The sequence below is a fragment of the Halpernia sp. genome (assembly GCF_048269545.1).
Lineage (GTDB): Bacteria > Bacteroidota > Bacteroidia > Flavobacteriales > Weeksellaceae > Halpernia.
In genome coordinates, this window is record NZ_JBLXIJ010000003.1 from 18,514 (window position 1) to 36,223 (window position 17,710).

Annotated in this window: 17 protein-coding genes; 9 read left to right on the top strand and 8 right to left on the bottom strand. The window is 29.4% G+C overall.

Annotated elements, in window-relative coordinates; genetic code table 11:
• Positions 1 to 81 precede the first annotated feature (81 nt).
• The 7 genes from ACN0WB_RS05845 (at position 82) to ACN0WB_RS05875 (ending at position 5,203) form a co-directional block, all read left to right on the top strand.
• A complete protein-coding gene (locus ACN0WB_RS05845) occupies positions 82 to 909 on the top strand; it encodes an SAM hydrolase/SAM-dependent halogenase family protein (RefSeq protein WP_417429798.1) in 828 nt (275 codons plus the stop codon).
• 30 nt (positions 910 to 939) lie between these two features.
• Positions 940 to 1,485 carry a CopD family protein gene (locus tag ACN0WB_RS05850; RefSeq protein ID WP_417429800.1) on the top strand — a complete coding sequence of 182 codons (546 nt, stop codon included), beginning with the start codon at positions 940 to 942 and terminating at the stop codon, positions 1,483 to 1,485.
• Between the two features lie 46 nt (positions 1,486 to 1,531).
• A complete protein-coding gene (locus ACN0WB_RS05855; RefSeq protein ID WP_417429802.1) occupies positions 1,532 to 2,260 on the top strand; it encodes an ABC transporter permease in 729 nt (242 codons plus the stop codon).
• A gap of 91 nt (positions 2,261 to 2,351) precedes the next feature.
• On the top strand, positions 2,352 to 2,672 hold the full coding sequence (locus tag ACN0WB_RS05860; RefSeq protein ID WP_417429804.1) for a GIY-YIG nuclease family protein: 321 nt from the start codon (positions 2,352 to 2,354) through the stop codon (positions 2,670 to 2,672).
• 84 nt (positions 2,673 to 2,756) lie between these two features.
• Complete coding sequence (gldG, locus tag ACN0WB_RS05865; protein WP_417429806.1) at positions 2,757 to 4,412, top strand: gliding motility-associated ABC transporter substrate-binding protein GldG; 1,656 nt, start codon at positions 2,757 to 2,759, stop codon at positions 4,410 to 4,412.
• 262 nt (positions 4,413 to 4,674) lie between these two features.
• Positions 4,675 to 4,887, top strand: a complete 213-nt coding sequence (locus tag ACN0WB_RS05870; RefSeq protein WP_417429808.1) for a hypothetical protein — start codon at positions 4,675 to 4,677, stop codon at positions 4,885 to 4,887.
• The gene (locus ACN0WB_RS05875) at positions 4,877 to 5,203 is read left to right on the top strand and encodes a type II toxin-antitoxin system RelE/ParE family toxin (protein WP_417429810.1); all 327 of its coding nucleotides are present in this window, start codon (positions 4,877 to 4,879) and stop codon (positions 5,201 to 5,203) included. Before ACN0WB_RS05870 ends, ACN0WB_RS05875 begins: the two co-directional genes overlap by 11 nt.
• Before the next feature lie 11 nt (positions 5,204 to 5,214).
• Here the strand turns inward: ACN0WB_RS05875 and ACN0WB_RS05880 are convergent, their stop codons facing one another.
• The 8 genes from ACN0WB_RS05880 to ACN0WB_RS05915 form a co-directional block, all read right to left on the bottom strand.
• Positions 5,215 to 5,643: a DUF4268 domain-containing protein gene (locus ACN0WB_RS05880; RefSeq protein ID WP_417429812.1), complete on the bottom strand. Its 429-nt coding sequence runs from the start codon at positions 5,641 to 5,643 to the stop codon at positions 5,215 to 5,217.
• Between the two features lie 87 nt (positions 5,644 to 5,730).
• Positions 5,731 to 6,516 (bottom strand): type II CAAX prenyl endopeptidase Rce1 family protein, encoded by a 786-nt coding sequence (locus tag ACN0WB_RS05885; protein WP_417429814.1) that lies wholly within the window; start codon positions 6,514 to 6,516, stop codon positions 5,731 to 5,733.
• A 96-nt stretch (positions 6,517 to 6,612) separates the two neighbouring features.
• Positions 6,613 to 7,806: a glycine C-acetyltransferase gene (gene kbl / locus ACN0WB_RS05890; RefSeq protein WP_417429816.1), complete on the bottom strand. Its 1,194-nt coding sequence runs from the start codon at positions 7,804 to 7,806 to the stop codon at positions 6,613 to 6,615.
• Between the two features lie 200 nt (positions 7,807 to 8,006).
• The gene (locus ACN0WB_RS05895) at positions 8,007 to 9,938 is read right to left on the bottom strand and encodes a M1 family aminopeptidase (protein WP_417429818.1); all 1,932 of its coding nucleotides are present in this window, start codon (positions 9,936 to 9,938) and stop codon (positions 8,007 to 8,009) included.
• Positions 9,939 to 10,017: 79 nt separating this feature from the next.
• Positions 10,018 to 11,475: a D-alanyl-D-alanine carboxypeptidase/D-alanyl-D-alanine-endopeptidase gene (gene dacB / locus ACN0WB_RS05900; RefSeq protein ID WP_417429820.1), complete on the bottom strand. Its 1,458-nt coding sequence runs from the start codon at positions 11,473 to 11,475 to the stop codon at positions 10,018 to 10,020.
• Between the two features lie 149 nt (positions 11,476 to 11,624).
• Positions 11,625 to 14,051 (bottom strand): replication restart helicase PriA, encoded by a 2,427-nt coding sequence (gene priA, locus ACN0WB_RS05905; protein WP_417429822.1) that lies wholly within the window; start codon positions 14,049 to 14,051, stop codon positions 11,625 to 11,627.
• A 65-nt stretch (positions 14,052 to 14,116) separates the two neighbouring features.
• A complete protein-coding gene (locus tag ACN0WB_RS05910; RefSeq protein WP_417429824.1) occupies positions 14,117 to 14,368 on the bottom strand; it encodes a redox-active disulfide protein 2 in 252 nt (83 codons plus the stop codon).
• A 96-nt stretch (positions 14,369 to 14,464) separates the two neighbouring features.
• Entirely contained in the window at positions 14,465 to 15,640 is a 1,176-nt protein-coding gene (locus tag ACN0WB_RS05915) for a proline dehydrogenase family protein (RefSeq protein ID WP_417429826.1), read from the bottom strand.
• 112 nt (positions 15,641 to 15,752) lie between these two features.
• Between ACN0WB_RS05915 and aroB the strand changes: the two genes are divergently transcribed.
• Both aroB and ACN0WB_RS05925 read left to right on the top strand, forming a co-directional pair.
• Positions 15,753 to 16,799, top strand: a complete 1,047-nt coding sequence (aroB, locus tag ACN0WB_RS05920; protein WP_417429828.1) for a 3-dehydroquinate synthase — start codon at positions 15,753 to 15,755, stop codon at positions 16,797 to 16,799.
• Between the two features lie 238 nt (positions 16,800 to 17,037).
• On the top strand, positions 17,038 to 17,661 hold the full coding sequence (locus ACN0WB_RS05925; RefSeq protein WP_417429830.1) for a porin family protein: 624 nt from the start codon (positions 17,038 to 17,040) through the stop codon (positions 17,659 to 17,661).
• Positions 17,662 to 17,710 lie beyond the last annotated feature (49 nt).

Consider the following 17,710-nt stretch of genomic DNA (forward strand, 5'->3'; position numbering starts at 1 on the left):
ATTTCAAAGAAACTTTCTTTTCTAAACTAATTAAATTAAATTTGCACTTCACACAAAATTCGTTTTTTAACCAAAATTTTTATGCCCTTAATTACTTTAACATCAGATTATGGTCTTGTAGATCATCGCGTTGCAGCCATTAAAGGTAAAATTTTGAGCATGAATGAAGACGTAAAAATTGTAGATATTACTCACGAGATTACGGCGTATCATCTTACAGAAACCGCTTATATTGTTAGAAATGCGTACGCAAATTTTCCTGTAGGAACCATTCATATTATTTCTGTTGACAGTTTTTATTCAAAAGACAGAAAAGCCATTTTATACAAAGCAAATGGACATTATTTTATCGCAGCAGATAATGGTTTATTATCTTTAATATTTTTTGATCAAAAACCAGAAGCAGTTTACGAAATTACTTTAAACAATCGCTTTGATGATGTGGTAAAATTTGCAAGTACCGATATTTTTGTTCCAGCTGCAGTGCATTTGCACAATGGCGGATTACCTGAAGTTATTGGAAGAAAATTAAAAAATCCCGTTCAACTTACTTTTCCGCGTGCAGTTTATAATGAATTTGAAAAAATTATAGTAGGAGAAATTATGTACATCGATAATTTTGGAAATGTAATTTCTAATATTTCAAAGAATTTCTTCGAAAAAATAAGTTCAACCCACGAAAGTTATATTGTGAAGTTCCGAAATCTTTCTTTAAATAATATCTTCGAAAGATACACTGCGTTTATCCCCGATTGGAAAAATGAAATGCAATACCACGGAAAATCTATCGCCGTTTTTAATGATGCAGATTTATTAGAAATTAGTATTTACAAAGGCAATAAACACAATGGTGCGAAAACGCTTTTGGGAATTAATGTTGGCGAAAGAATTTATGTAGAATTTTCTTAAAAATACTATCTTTGTCACTTAGAAAAAATTATGTTGTATCTCATTATCAAAGCGTTTCACATTATTTTTATGGTTAGTTATTTTGCTGGACTTTTTTATTTGGTGCGCTTATTTGTTTATTATAAAGATACAGATTCTTTCGCGCAAGAAAAAAAAATAATTTTACGCGAACAGTATCTTTTTATGATGCGTCGTTTGTGGAATATTATTATTGTTCCAGCTTTTGTGATAATGACAGTTTGCGGGATTACAATGTTAATTCTAAATCCTTCTCTTTTAAAAATGCATTGGTTTCATTTGAAACTCACTTTTTTAATCGGATTATTTTTATACCATTATTGGGCTTGGAAACGTATTTTACAAATCAAAATTTTAGACGGAAATGATTTAGAAATTCCAAATTTAAAACTACGACAATTCAATGAAATTGCGACTTTCTTATTGTTTTTAATCGTCATAACTGCCATTTTAAAAAACAATGTTTTAGATTTTTGGTGGCAATTAATTTTAGGATTTATCGTTTTAGTTTTGCTAATAACAATAACCGTGAAACTGGTGAACAAAAAGAAAAAGTGAATTGTTTTTTTCTATCAACTGACCACTATCAAATAACAAATAAAGAATGATCGCAATTTTTAAAAAAGAACTTTGGTCTTACTTCGGCAATTGGAGCGCATGGTTAATTTTAGGCGCTTTTAGTTTACTTGGAACGCTTTTTCTTTTTTTCTTTGATAATGATTTTAATATTTTCGAAATCGGAACGGCGAGTTTACAAAGTTATTTTGTGCTCGTTCCGTGGCTTTTGATGTTCATTATTCCTGCTTTAGCGATGAGAACTTTGGCGGAAGAAGAACAAAATGGCACTTTAAGATGGCTGTTTTCTCAACCCGTGAAAATCTCAGACATCGTTTTAGGAAAATTTTTCTCCGTTTTCTTGGTCGGAATTTTATGTCTTTTGCCTTCGCTGATTTATTTTTATACCGTTTATTTTTTAGGTATTCCAGAAGGAAATATCGATTTGGGAATGACGTTCGGAAGTTATATTGGTTTAATATTGTTGATTGCCAGTTTTTCCGCCATCGGAATTTTAGCAAGTTCTTGGTCGAAAAACCAAATTATGGCTTATTTGTCGGGCGTTTTTTTATGTTTTATTTTATATTTTGGAATCCAACAATTGGCATCTTATAAACTTTTAGGTAGCGCAGATTATTTTTTACAAAATTTAGGATTTTATCAACATTATATTGGTTTTTCTCGTGGTTTGGTTGAAAGTAAAGATGTTTTTTATTTTGTTTTGATAATTGCTTTAAGTTTATTTTTAGCTAAAGTCTTTGTTGAAAAGAAAAAGTAGTTTTTTAAGAAATTTATTTACGATCAGTAATATTCATCAATATAATCACATCATTTTGTCATTCCGTAGGAATCTACACTAAATTTATCCAATGATTGAATTTACAGAAGGAATTTATAATTTTTATGTTTATATTCTTACAAATAAAAATAGAACAGTATTATATACAGGAGTAACAAATAATTTACATCGTAGACTTAATGAACATTTTAATAACCATAATCCTCAAAGTTTTACTTCAAAATATGGCACAAAATATTTAATTTATTATCAAAAATTTGGATGGATACAATTAGCAATTGAAAGAGAAAAAGAAATTAAAAATTTATCTAGAGAAAAAAAATTAAAACTAATTCGTGAAATTAATCCTAATTTAGAATTTCTAAATGATTTGTTTAATTACAAAATTTAAATTAATAATATCGTTTTTTTGAAAATTTGATTGTTTAGATTCCTACGGAATGACAAAAATACGTTAAGAAAAATAATTTTAAACATGAATAAAAAGAAAATCATCTATTTATTTTTAGCCTTAATTTTAATTTTAGGCGTTTTTGGTGTGTTTAAATTTCGATGGGATTTAACTAAAGAAAAACGTTACACATTGTCTGATTCTACCATAAAAGTTTTAGAATCTGTGAAAAAACCCATGCAAATTGATGTTTATTTAGATGGCGATTTTCCGGCAAGTTTTAAGCAACTTCAAAATGAAACTAAATTTTTATTAGAAGAATTTCAAAAAGTAAATCCGAAAATTGATTTTAAATTTATTGATCCCATAAAAACCAAAATGTCGCAAGATACTTTGCAAGCGATGGGAATGCAACCTTCCATTTTACCAGATATGAAAGATGGGAAAATTTCACAAATCGTGATGTTTCCTTACGCAACTTTAAAATACAATTCTTACGGAACTTCAATTCCTTTGATTATCAATCAAACAGGTTTAGATTCTTCTGAACAACTCAATAAATCCATAGAAAATTTAGAATATAATTTCGCTTCCAACATCAAAATAATGACGGAAGAAGAGAAAAAAAATATCGGATTTTTAGTCAATCAAGCAGAATTAAGTCCAGATCATTTTCAAGGATTTTTACAAATGGCATTGGAAAATTATAATATCGGACCAATAATTCCGGAAAATAAAAGGGAACTTTCTTTAGCTGATGTTCCAAAATTAAAAAAAATGAGCGCTTTGGTAATTGCAAAACCCAGAAAAGCGTTCACGGAAAATGAAAAAGTAATTCTCGACCAATATATTATGAACGGCGGAAAAACTTTGTGGATGATTGATGCGGTGAATGCGGAAATGGACACGCTTTTTACTGCCAAAAAAATTATGGCTTATCCGATGGATTTAAATATGACAGATTTCTTTTTTAATTATGGACTTCGCATTAATCCAGCTTTGGTAAAAGATTTAAAAAAATCTGCACTCATCAGAATTGTTTCGGGAGAAGTTGCCGGAAATCCGCAATACAGCAGTTTTCTTTGGCCATATTTTCCATTGGGAATTGCCGAAAATAATAATCCAATAACTAAAAACATCAATCCTGTAAAGTTTGAATTTCCCACTTCTATCGATACTTTGGGAAGAAAAAATATTAAAACAAATGTGCTTTTTGAAAGCAGCGACAGAACTTTATTGAAATCTGTTCCGAATTATGTATCGCTTTCCGAAATTGTAAAAGCCGATTCTTTAAGTGAAAATGAGCAACTCACTTCACCGAAAATTTACGCCGTAAGTTTAGATGGAAAATTTACTTCCGCTTATGAAAATAGAATTGAAAAATCTTCTTATCCCAATTTTAAAGCGCAAAGTTCTAACAATAAAATGATTGTAATTGCAGATGGAGACGTCGCTCGAAACCAAGTTTGGAAAGGAAAAGCTTTACCTTTAGGAGAAGATTTGCTCACGAAACAAACGTATGGGAATGCGCAATTTTTGCAAAATTCTTTAGACTATCTTTTAGATGATTCTAATTTAATGACTTTGCGCAACCGAAATATTGAAGCGCGTTTACTTGACAGACAAAGAATTGACGATGAAAAAAATTATTGGCAATGGTTTAATTTGCTTTTGACTTTGGGAATTTTAGCTGTTTTGGGCGGACTTTTTTATTGGTTGCGAAAACGGAAATTTTCTTAGTCATTGCGGAGAATTAATCTGAGAAATTTTATGCGTAATTGCGAGGAACGAAGCAATCTGTTGAAGATTTTCAGAAGTAATTTTTTTTATGAGTGTTTGTCATTCCGTAGGAATCTTAGCAATTTTATTTTCACAATTTAGATTTCTATTAAATGATAAAAAAGCAAGAATACTTTACTAAATACCTTTTATATAATCTTCATATTGAAAATAATAAAAATTACTAACTTTGTTTAGTAAAATTAAATATAATTTTCGCATTATGAAAAAGGTTACTCTAAATATTCAAGAATCAAAATATAATTTCTTTTTAGAACTATTAAAAAACCTTGATTTTGTTCAAATAGAAGATTCTGAAGGAGATACAAAAAAAGAAATTGTTAGAAACCTGGAAAAAGGCTTCAAAGATTTGAAACAATACAAGCAGGGAAAACTAAAAACAACACTCGCGAAAGATTTTCTTCATGAGTTATAAAGTAGAACTTTCTGAACATTTTAAGAAAGACGCCAAAAGATTGGCTAGAAAATATGCTTCTTTAAAAGAAGAATTGGCAGAACTTTTTACTCAATTGGAAAATGATCCAACTTTAGGAACACCTTTAGGAAATGATATTTATAAAATTCGTCTTGCGATTGCTTCAAAAAATAAAGGAAAATCTGGCGGCGCTAGAGTAATTTCGTTTGTTCAAATAAATGATTCCACTATTTTACTTCTTTCAATTTATAATAAAGGCGAAAAAGACACCATTTCCGATAGTGAAATTCAGCAAATTATTAATAATATCCTTTAGAAAATAAAACCTCAAATATCTTTAATGTAATCTTCATATTCAAAAAAAAGTATTTCCATTTTTTCCATATTTTCTACAAAGAATTCAAAAATTTCGCGCCAAGAATTTTTATTAAATATACTAACTCCACTTTTTTCTATCCAGATTTTACTGATGATTTTTCCGTTTTCTAAAGTGAAATTTTCTTCAAAAATTAGTTCTGGGATTTCTTCAAGAAAAAGATTTTCTAAACTTTGTATTTTTTCAAAATAAGCATTCCGGAAAACCTCATCTTGCATTTCTATATTTAAAGAAACTTCTGCTTTTTTATTATCTGCATAAAATTTAAAAGAAAAATCTTTAATTTTTGTGTTGTACAAAATCCATTTTCTGGGGAAAGATTTGCCAAAAGCAGTCCAGAATTCTTTTTTTAAAGCGGCGGATTGTTCTTTGGAAAACATTGTTTTTTTTATTAAGGGTCACTTTTTGCAAATCTTCGATAAACTTTTAAAATTTTTAACTTTAAAACATCGAGGATTACTTAAACATTAAATAAGTTTTTCTTTATATTTTGAGCCTAAGTAATATAATATTGGAATTAAAATTAAAATCCAAATTAAAAAAATTTGATTAGGTGTTAGAAAATAAGTGCCACTTTCTGTCTGAATAACATTGTGCGTTATATAAAAAAAAACATTTCCAGACCAATGCATAAAACCAGTAATCCAAAGATTTTTAGTTAAAATCAAAGGAATAATTAGTAAAAAACCCAAGAAAAAAATATAACTTAAAGTTTCTAAACCTTCATTAAGTCTGTAGATGTGATTTAGCAAATAAACAAGAGAAGAAATTAGTACAATTCCTATAACTTTTATTTTATTATTAAATAAATTGTAGATAGTTGCGCGAGTTAAAACATCTTCGGAAAATGATGAAAACATTACACCAAAAGCAAATGGTAAACTTAATTTTAATATATCTTTCCAATGCGGAATGTTTGTAATAAACTCTGCTCCAATAGAAAGTGAAATTAAATAAGGAACACCATATAATAAAAGACCTAAAAATATTCCAATCAAAAAATATTTGAGTTTTAATTTCGAAAATGATAAACCCCAAAATGTAAAACCATTCATTTTATTCCAGTTTCCCAAAAACCAAGCAGCTATAAAAAAAAGCAACTGAAAACCGAAAAATCCAAAAATATTATTTTTGAATAATATCATGTATTCAGCGGAATGGTAAAGCACAAATAAAACAATAAATGAGACACCTATTTTTAGAGCTCCAAAATTTCTAGTTTTTAAATTTATATTCTGAAAAATTTTACTCATTTAAAAAGTTAGTTTTTAAAAATAATATTTATGATCTTTTCATTGAAATCAAAATATTAAAATTTTGATATTAATTATATAATCTTGTATCAAATTTTAAATCACGCCCAATTCCTTGCCCACTTTCGTGAAACCTGCAATCGCTTTATCCAACTGTTCTTTAGTGTGCGCCGCAGAAAGTTGAACCCGAATTCTGGCTTTTCCTTTTGGTACAACCGGGAAGAAAAAACCGATGACGTAAATTCCTTCGTCCATTAATTTTTCTGCCATTTTCTGCGCCAAAGGTGCGTCATAAAGCATTACAGGAACAATTGCTGCATCGCCATCTGGAATATCAAAACCTTTGGATTTCATTTCTTTTCTAAAATATTCTGAGTTTTCCATTACTTTATCACGCAAAGAAGTGTCATCAGAAATCATTTCCAAAACTTTTATGGCTGCACCTACAATTCCAGGCGAGAGAGAATTTGAAAATAAATAAGGACGAGAACGTTGTCGAAGCATATCAATAATTTCTTTTTTACCAGAAGTAAATCCGCCCAAAGCGCCACCTAAAGCTTTTCCCAAAGTAGAAGTAATAATATCTACTCTTCCCATTACTTCGTTTGCTTCGTGCGTTCCGCGACCAGTTTTTCCAATAAATCCTGTGGCGTGAGAATCATCTACCATTACTAAAGCGCCGTATTTTTCGGCTAAATCACAAACGCCTTTTAAATTTGCCACAATTCCGTCCATTGAAAAAACGCCGTCTGTCACTATAATTGTAAAACGGTGGTTTTGTTTAGAAGCCTGAATTAATTGGGTTTCCAAATCCTGCATATTATTATTTTTGTAACGATATCTCGCTGCTTTACAAAGTCTTACACCATCAATAATTGAAGCGTGATTCAATTCATCAGAAATAATGCAATCTTGATCGGAAAAAAGTGGTTCAAAAACACCACCATTTGCATCAAAACACGCGGCGTACAAAATGGTATCTTCCATTCCTAAAAAGCTGGAGATTTTTTCTTCTAAAGTTTTGTGAATATCTTGTGTTCCACAAATAAAACGAACAGAAGACATTCCGTAACCGTGAGAATCCATCATTGTTTGCGATGCTTTCACCACTTCTTGATTGTTTGATAATCCTAAATAATTATTCGCACAAAAGTTGAGTAATTCTTTTCCATTCGCAGTAATTTCCGCAGATTGCGGCGAAGTAATGATGCGTTCTTTTTTATATAAACCTTCGTTTTCAATATTTTGAAGTTCTGTTTGTAGGTTGTGAAGGAAATTTTGTGATATCATTTGAATAGATGTTAGATGTTAGATTTGAGATTTGAAATTGAAATTGAAATTGAAATTGAAATTGAAATTTATAGAAGTGCTAATTTACGGAAATTGTGATTTATTACTGAAGAAAAATTTAGACAATACTTATATAAACTTTGTCAAACTTACTTTTTGTGCGCTTTAAAATTTTGACAAAATGAAAAATTGAAATAGATTTAATCTTTTATAAATTTAAAACTTTGATTATTTATTTTCAAAATATAAGTTCCTTTTACAAGTTCGGAAACATTGAGACTTTTATTTGGTAAATATTTTCCAGATTTTATTTTGCGGCCATCTAAAGAATAAATTTCAAAATTTTCTGCTGTTTTTAAACCGATAATATTTAAATTATTTTGTACGGGATTTGGATAAATTTGAATTTTCGAGATATTGGAATTTTCATGAGTAGATAATGCCGCGTTCATAGTGACTTTTGAATTTTTTTGAATTATCTGCAAATCATAATTAAACTCAACATTTGCAACTATAAAATTAAGTGGTTCAGTAAAATATTGGTTGTTTGAATCATTATCTAATGCAAAATAAGCCGTTTCTCCTAAAGTTCCCGTTACTTTTATGGGAAGTGGCATTTTGAAATAAGCAACAGAAGAATCACTTTGAGTTTGAGAAATTTTAAAGGTTAAATTTTTAGTTATCGCAGATTGATTGTATTCAATATTATAAGTTGGATAACCTTGTCCGTAAATCCATTCATTAAAAAAATCTGAAAAATCTTTTCCAGTGGATTGCAAAAGTGAGTTTTTAAAATCTTCAGTTTTAGCATAATTGTAAGCCAAATTTGGTCGAGAATTATAATCTTTTAAAGATTGATAAAATACAGAATCTCCCAAAATCCATTTTAACATTCTCAAAACATAAGCACCTTTAGAATAAGATAAACGGCTATCAAAAATAGCATTTATATTTCCTAAATTAGCATCAGAAACATAAACACTTCCACCAGGATAGAAACCTATATAACTCATTTCACCTTGTAAATAATTTCTAAAATCAGCCGGAGTATTTAATAATTTTTCTCTTGCTAAATGTTCGCCGAAAGTGGCAAAACCTTCATTTAACCAAACGTCATTCCAAGCGCCGCAAGTGACTTTATCACCAAACCATTGATGCGCCAATTCATGAGCAATTAAAGTTTTTCCAAAACTTCCCATAGAAGTCATTGTGGCGTGTTCCATTCCCCCATTCCAACCAAATTGCATATGCCCATATTTTTCATTTCTGTACGGATAATCTCCAAAATATTGTTCATAAACGTCCATAATTTGCTTTGTCCAATTGATATTATCCATTGAAGTTTGATTTGCAGCAGTTGAAGGATAAACATAATTAACAAAAGGAAAAGCGGGAATTCCCATTGTATCATTAAATTTTGTATAATTTGTAACACCTATTGCAATTAAATAAGCGGGAATTGGATATTTTGTTTGCCAAAACGTTGTTTTATTTGCACCGGAAATATTTTCTGAAATTAATTTCCCATTTGAAGCCACATTATATTGCGACGGAGCAGTCACAATCATTTGGATTTTTTCAATTTTATCATTCATACTTTGTTTCGTGGGAAACCATTCTTGTGCGCCATAAGGTTCAGAAAGCGTGTACAAAACGGGAACTCCACTTTGAAATCCTGTTGTAAAAGCTTCAGTTGACAAATCTGGAACTCCTGAATAAGTGATTGAAAGTGAATCTAAAGTATTCGCAGGAAGTGAAGAATTAAAATCAATTTTTAATTCTTTTGTTGGGAGTTGGCTAAAATTGAGATTATTTCCGTGAAATTTTACTTCAGAAACGGTTAAAGTATTTGCTAAATCAAAATAAATAGAAGCCAAATTTTGATTGGGAATAAACTGAGAAGTCACCGTTCCAGAAATTTTTTGAACAGCTGGATCCACTTGTAATTCTAATCTTTGAGATTTTAAATTGTAGTTTAAAGTATTCGGATTTATGTTAAAGGAAATCATTTTTGAGTAATTTCTTTTTTCGCTTTTTATCAAAGATTTCCGAGCTGCTTCTTCATTAATATTTTGTGCTTTTAATTGATAACTAAAAAGCAAAATAAAAAGAATTAAATAAATATTTTTCAATGTTGGAATTTAATTTTAAAGATAAAAAAACCTTCTGATTATTCAATCAAAAGGTTTGGTATTTATTAATTTAAGGAAATTACAATTCTAAAGTTGGCGTTAAAAGTAATTCCATTTTTTGTTTTACTTGAGCCACAGAACCGGCGTAATTATTGACTAATAAGGAAAAAGTTAAAGTTCTTCCCGTTTTAGTTTTAATATAACCAGCCAAAGCTTTTACTTTATTTAAAGTTCCTGTTTTTGCAAAAATTTGTCCGTTCGCATCGCTGTTTACAAACATTCTTCTCAAAGTTCCAGATTGACCAGCAATTGGTAAAGATTCAAAATAATCTTTAAAATAATTTTCCTTCATTCTACTCGCTAAAAATTTAGCTTGAGCAATCGGAGTTACTGTATTACTGTGAGATAAACCACTTCCGTCAATATAATTTAAACCTTTTAAATCAAAATTAATATTTGTAAGATGACTTATTACCGCTTCTTTTCCGGAAGATAAACTTTGGTCTCCAAATTTTTGAAAACCAACCATTCTTAGAATTGCTTCAGCTAAACCATTATCACTGTGTTGATTTGTATAATGAACAATATCCATTAAAGTAGGCGATTCATAAGTGTAAAGAACTTCTCTGTTTTCAGCTTTTAATTGTATTTTAATATTTATAACAGAACCAGAGATAGGCAATTTACTTTTATTTAAAGAATTTTTTAGAAGTGTCGCTAAATAAGACGGCGCTTCTGGCAAAGTTGTACTTAAATAATTTTTACCATCAAAAGCACTTGCAAAAACCATTTTGTGCGCATAAGGTGAAACATAAAAGTAACGTTCCGTTTCTTTAAAAGGATTTTTAGCAGGAACAACTAATTTTTCATTTCTTGGATTAATATCCAAAGTTGTCCCAACTGGTAAATAATAATTATTATCTTCTACCCAAACAATATTTTCTGGTAAAACTGGACTTTTATTTACTTTAAAAACCGCAGTTTGGATAATAATATCACCTTTTATTTTTTTAATTCCTGCATCTGCAATGGATCTGATATAATCTGAAACTATTTCTGTATAAGAAGCTGCACCTGCTTTTCTCGTTCCTAAAGAAGGATCTCCACTTCCAACAATATATAAATTCCCAGTTAAAGTTCCATCTTCAGAAATATCTCCTTTATATTCTAACTGAGTTTTCCATTTAAAATTTTCTCCTACCAAACCAAAAGCAGTATCGGTTGTTAGAAGTTTGGTTGTAGAAGCCGGAACTAAAGGTGTTGTTTCATTATAAGAAGTTACAATTTTCTGAGTTATCGGATCATAAACTACGAAACCCCAATTGGCATTTCGTAAAACCGGATCACTCATCATTTTATTAATTTCACTTTCTACTTCATCTTTTGCAAGAGATTTATTTTCAGAAAAAGATTCTTTTACATTTGTAAAATTATCATTTCCGGAAGTATATTTATTAGAAGCAAATGTTCCTTGCGCAGTTGCAAAAATTGAAAAAGAAAGAGCAGGAAATATGAAGAGATTTTTTAATTTAAACATATATTACTTTATTTTTAAACATTCAAAAAGTGCCGATTTAATTAAATTAAATATTAAAGAACTATTTTAAAACGTTCAAAAGTAAAGATTATTACAATACAACTTTATGATTGAAACTATAAAATCTCGGTAAATAGTGTTAAAAAATGTTAAAAATCAACAAAAATTGATTTTTTAACAGAATGATAACCAGTAATTTCATCAAACTCTTCAAATGATTTTAAAACCAAAAATTTAAAATTCTCATAATTTTTCCCTTTCGGAAGTTTGAGTAAAATTTGATATTGATACAAATTTTTAATCCTAGAAATTGGACTTTTTTCTGGACCGAGAACACATTCTGCTGGTAAATATTTTCTTAAAACTGAACCTAAAAATTGCGAAGCGCGATCGGTTTTATCTTCTCTTCTGTGTTTTAATTCAATCATCAATAATTTTACAAAAGGCGGATAAAGAAATTTCTTTCTTTCTTCTAAAAAATGTCTGTAAATTTCTGAAGTATTATTTTCTTGAATTAATTTAAAAACGGGATGCGTTGGATTATAAGTTTGAATCACAATTTTTCCTTCACCAGAAACTCTTCCTGCTCTTCCAGAAACCTGCGTAATTAATTGATACGCTCTTTCTTCTGCCCGAAAATCTTGCACATAAAGCAAGGCATCTGCTTTTGGAATAGCGACTAATTCAATATTATCAAAATCCAAACCTTTGGAAATCATCTGAGTTCCGAGAATTATTTCTGCTTCTCCTGTTTCTATTTTCTCATAGAGTTTTTCATAAGCAAATTTCTTCCGCATAGAATCTACATCCATTCTATCGATTTCATTTTCTGGAAATAATTTTTGTAATTCTTCTTCAATTTGCTCAATTCCAACGCCGCGTTCATTTATATTTTCGGAATTACATTTGGGACAAACCGTTGGTTTATTTGCTTTTTGCCCGCAATAATGACATTTCATTTCACGGGAATATTTGTGATATGTCATTACAACATCACAATTGCTGCAATAATGAACATATCCGCAAGTTTCACATTCTACAACATTTGCATAACCACGGCGGTTGTGAAGAATTATATTTTGGTTTTTTTGCTTTAAATTCTCTGTAATTTCTTCAATTAATTTAAGAGAAAAATGACCTTTTGTTTGTTGAAGTTTTTGCGCTTCCTCGAAATTAATGAGCTCCACTTTTGGCAAAGCCACATTTCCAAACCTTTCTGCTAAAAAAACATAAGTTAATTTTTCTTTTTTTGCGGCGTAATAACTTTCTACAGAGGGCGTTGCAGAACCGAGAATTACGTTTGCAGAATAAAATTTAGCTAAAATTTGAGCAGCATCTTTTGCATTAAAATAAGGTGAAAATTCTCGCGGTCTGTAAGCAAAATCATGTTCTTCATCCACAATGATTAAACCTAAATTTTGAAAAGGTAAAAAAAGTGCATTTCTTGTTCCTATCAGAACTTTAATTTCATTATTTCTAATTTTACGCCATACTTCTACTCTTTCAAAATCCGTCAATTTGGTGTGATAAAATCCTAAACTTTTTCCGTATTTCTTTTCTAATCTTTGAATGATTTGTTTAGTTAAAGAAATTTCAGGAAGTAAAAAAAGAACATTTTTTCCTGTCGAAATACAGTCTTCGATTTTTTCTAAATACAAATGCGTTTTTCCCGAAGCAGTTACGCCATGAAGCAAAACATTTTTCTGATTTTCAAAAGCCAAATCTATTTCAAATTTCGCTCTTTTCTGAAGTTCAGTTAATTCTTCTAAATCTTCAGTTTCGCCTTCATAAGTTTTCAATCGGTCTTTTTGAATTAAATATTCTTCAATTATATTCTTATCAATTAAAGATTTTAACTGAGAATACGCGAAATTTCCATCTTCAAAAATAGAAGATTTCTTTACAGGAAGATTTACATTTTCCTGTTGTTTAGCTAAAATTAAAAGAAATAAATCTTTTTGTTTTGGGGATTTATTTAAACTTTGCAACACATTGGGTAAAGAATTATCTTTTAAAATATCTTCATTCACCCTTAAATAAGCAATTTCTTTGGCTTTATATTTTTCAGAAATCTTTTCATCCACTTCTATGTATTGCAAATCAATTAGAGAATTGATGGTTTTTACAATTATTTTTTTTGGAATAAAAGCTTCAATTTCCGTTAGATTAATCATTTGCCGAACTTCTAAAGCTTGAATGAGATACATTTCATTCCCGTCCAGATTTTCAAAATCAATTTCCGTATTTGGTTTTAATTTCAAATAAGTTTCACTTTCTAATTTTAAAGAAGACGGAAACGCAAACCGATAAATTTCACCAATATTTGAAAGATAATAATCTGAAAGCCATTGCCAAAAATCCAGTTGTTCTTTTGGTAAAATTGGTTTTTCATCGAGAAGATTGATGATTTCTTTGGCAACAAAAGTTTCTGGTTCACGATCGTGAAGTTCAGAAACTATTCCAGTATAAATTTTTTTTCCACCAAATGGCACTAAAACGCGCATTCCGATTTCAATATCTTCCACCAAATTTTCCGGAATTTTATATGTAAAAGTTCCTTTTAAATTTAAGGGCAATATGATTTGGGCGAAATATGAAATTAGATTTGAGATTTGAGATTTGAGATTTGAGAAAATTAATTCTAATTTGAATTTTCTCTTTGTTTTAGTTCTTTATCTATTTCTTTTAAATTTTTAAAATTCAAATTTAAAATTGGAAGTAATGCAATTGGAATTACAAGTAAAGGCGTAAAACCTTTTGTGAAAGTAATAAAAAGTGAAATTAAAAGTAATAAAATTAAAATTGCAGCTAACATTCCAGATAAAGCTTTTATGGTTTTCTTATCTTTCAATAACTTTTCTGTTGAAACATTTGCTAGTTTATTGTCTTTCATCTTTTCTATTTTGAAATTCTTTTTAATTAAATAAACGAAAAAATTTATAATTAATTTAATAGTTTACTTTAAAATAATTAAAAAAGAGATATTTTTTTAATTATTTTCACTTTTTCTACGTTTCAATTCTTTAGAAATCAGACCCAATTCACGACCAGTTTGACCGGCAACAGAAGTGTTTTCTTGCGCTCTTCTTGTTAAATATGGAACCACATCTTTCACCGGTCCATAAGGTAAATATTTTGAAACGTTGTAATTTTTTTCGCCTAAAACGTAAGTAATATTATCGCTCATTCCGTATAATTGACCGAAAAATAAATGCGGATTATCATTTTCCAAACCGCGCTCTTTCATTTTATCCATCACTAATTCTGTGGATTTTTCATTGTGGGTTCCGAAAAATGCGGAAACCCGATCTAAATGATTTAAAACAAAATCGATTGCGGCATTATAATTATTGTCGGTTGCTTCTTTGGTTGGTTGAATTGGATCTTCGTAATGCATTTCTGCAGCGCGATTTCTTTCTTTTTCCATATAAGCGCCGCGAACAAATTTGTAGCCTAAAAAGAAATTATTTTCTTGCGCTCTTTTTAAATCTTTTTCTAAATATTCTAATCTTTTTGTGCGGTACATTTGAATGGTATTCCAAACAACTGCTTTTTGCTGATTGTATTTTTTCATCATTTCGAAGATTAATTCATCGGCTGCATCTTGCATCCAAGTTTCTTCGGCATCAATCATTATTACTACATTTCTTTCAAAAGCCATTTTACAAACTTCATCAAATCTATTCACAATTCTGCTCCATTCTTCTTTTTCGGAAGTCGTTAATTCTTTTCCACTTCCAACTTCTGCATACAAATCTATTCTACCAAAACCAGTTGGTTTAAAAACCACAAAAGGAATTGCAGGATTTCCTTCGGCAAATTTTATATTTTCTTTGATTTCCTGCAAAGTTTTATCAAAAACCGCTTCTTCTTCTTTGCCTTCAATAGAATAATCGAAAATACTTCCAACGTGATGTTTGAACATTTTTTTTACCACTTTCATGCTTTCTTCACGCGTTTCACCGCCGCAAAACTGAGCAAACAAAGTATATTTAACAACATCTCCTGCAAATGGAATGTTATTGTGAACAGAAAAATTTAAAATTGAAGTTCCGATTTTGGTTAAAGTTGGTTGTTCAATTAGTTTAAACATCCAATAGGCTTTTCTTAATTCAGCATCAGATTTATCGGCAAAAGCAATTTTGGTATCGTTAAAAACAAACATAAATTTGAATAATTTTATGTTCCAAATTTACTAATATTATTACTTTTTAAAAGAAATTTAAATGAAAAATAAAGACTTTCTTTAATATGTTTAAATTTGTAAAAAACTATTTATGATTTCTTTTTTAGATGATGATTTTTCGGCGCTAAATTTATTTATAGAAAATTTAAAACCAAGTTTACTTTTAATTTTGGTTGATGAAAATACGCATGAATTCTGTCTTCCCCTACTTTTAGGAAATCTGGAAACAGAACTTCCTTTCGAAATTATTGAAATTGAAGCCGGTGAAGATTTAAAAACCATTGAAACCGCCTCACATTTGTGGGAGATTTTAGCAGAATTTAAAACCGATAGAAATGCTTTAATGATCAATTTAGGCGGCGGCGTCATTACAGACTTGGGCGGATTTGTGGCTTCAACTTATAAAAGAGGAATTAAATTTATTAATATTCCGACGTCACTTTTGGGAATGTGTGACGCTTCAATTGGCGGAAAAACCGGAATTGATCATGCATTCTTAAAAAATATTGTGGGAACTTTTTCTGAAGCAGAAGAAATTTTTGCATTTCCTGGCTTTCTTAAAACTTTACCATTTGAACAATTAAGAAGCGGTTTTGCAGAAATGCTGAAACACGGTTTAATTGCGAATGAAAAACATTGGCAAGATTTAATTTCAATCACAGAAATTTCTGCAGAACATTTAGAAAATCATATTTTACGTTCAATGGAAATAAAAGAACATGTTGTAGAAATTGATTTTAAAGAACAAAATATTAGAAAAACTTTAAATTTTGGCCATACTTTTGGGCATGCTTTCGAGAGTTTGTTTTTACAAAAAGAAAATATAATTCCGCACGGAGAAGCAGTTGCAATGGGAATGATCTGTGAAACTTATCTGTCTTATTTGCAAAATTATATTTCAGAAGAAACTTCAAAACATATAATTACAGCGTTACAATTTTATTTTCCTTATCAAACTATAGAGGGTTTTAATGACGGCGAAATCACCAAATTAATGCTGAATGACAAGAAAAATTCTTCGGGAGAGATTAAATTTTCACTTTTAGAAAGACTTGGAAAAGGTAATTTTGACATTAAAGTTTCAGAAAATGCTGTTCTAAAAACATTAGAATTTTATCGCAATCTAGCAAAACAATAATTTGTAATAAAATATTTGCAATTTATAATAATTCTAAATAATATTTTTTTTATTTTTTTAAATATCTGGTTTTCAAATTTTTATAATCACTCAAAAAATAATTAAACACTTGTTTTAATTTCTATTACTGATTTCGCTTTCATAATGGCAAACTATTTGAAAGTATCCCAAAGTCAAGCCTCAAAAAAATAAATTAACTGAGGTGAAATAAAAAATTAGAAAATTAAAATTTAAGATTATGAAAAAGGTATTTTTAGCAGCTGCAATTGCTGCAAGTTCATTAACATTCGCACAACAGTTTGGTATAAAAGGTGGAATGAATGTTTCTTCACTTTCTAAAGATTCAAACTTAAGCGATCAAAGTTCTAAAATCGGATTTAATGCAGGTGTATTTTTAAACGCTCCACTTTCTTCTGACTTTAGTATTCAACCCGAAGTGATTTATAATGATTTAGGCTCAAAAGTAGATAGAACTTCTACAGTTGGTGGAAATAATTATACAGCTTCTTACTCCAGAAATTTAGGATATATCTCAGTTCCGGTGATGTTTCAATATAATGCAACGCCACAATTTTACTTGGAAGCAGGTCCACAAATGGGATTTTTGGTAAATGCAGAAGATAAATATAAATCTTCTACAAACGGAAATACAAATAATTCTACAATTGTTCCTTTAAACAAAGACAATTTCAACAATTTTGATTTTGGAGTTGGAATTGGTGCTGGTTATTATTTCACGCCACAACTGGGAATTACAGCAAGATATGTTGCAGGAGTTACTGATATTTTGAAAAATAATAACGGAGATTCTGTGAAAAATAATGCTTTCCAAGTTGGATTGGCTTACAAATTTGGAAAATAATTTTCTTTAGTTTTCCAAAAAACAAATTTTAAATTCATTATTAAGCCGG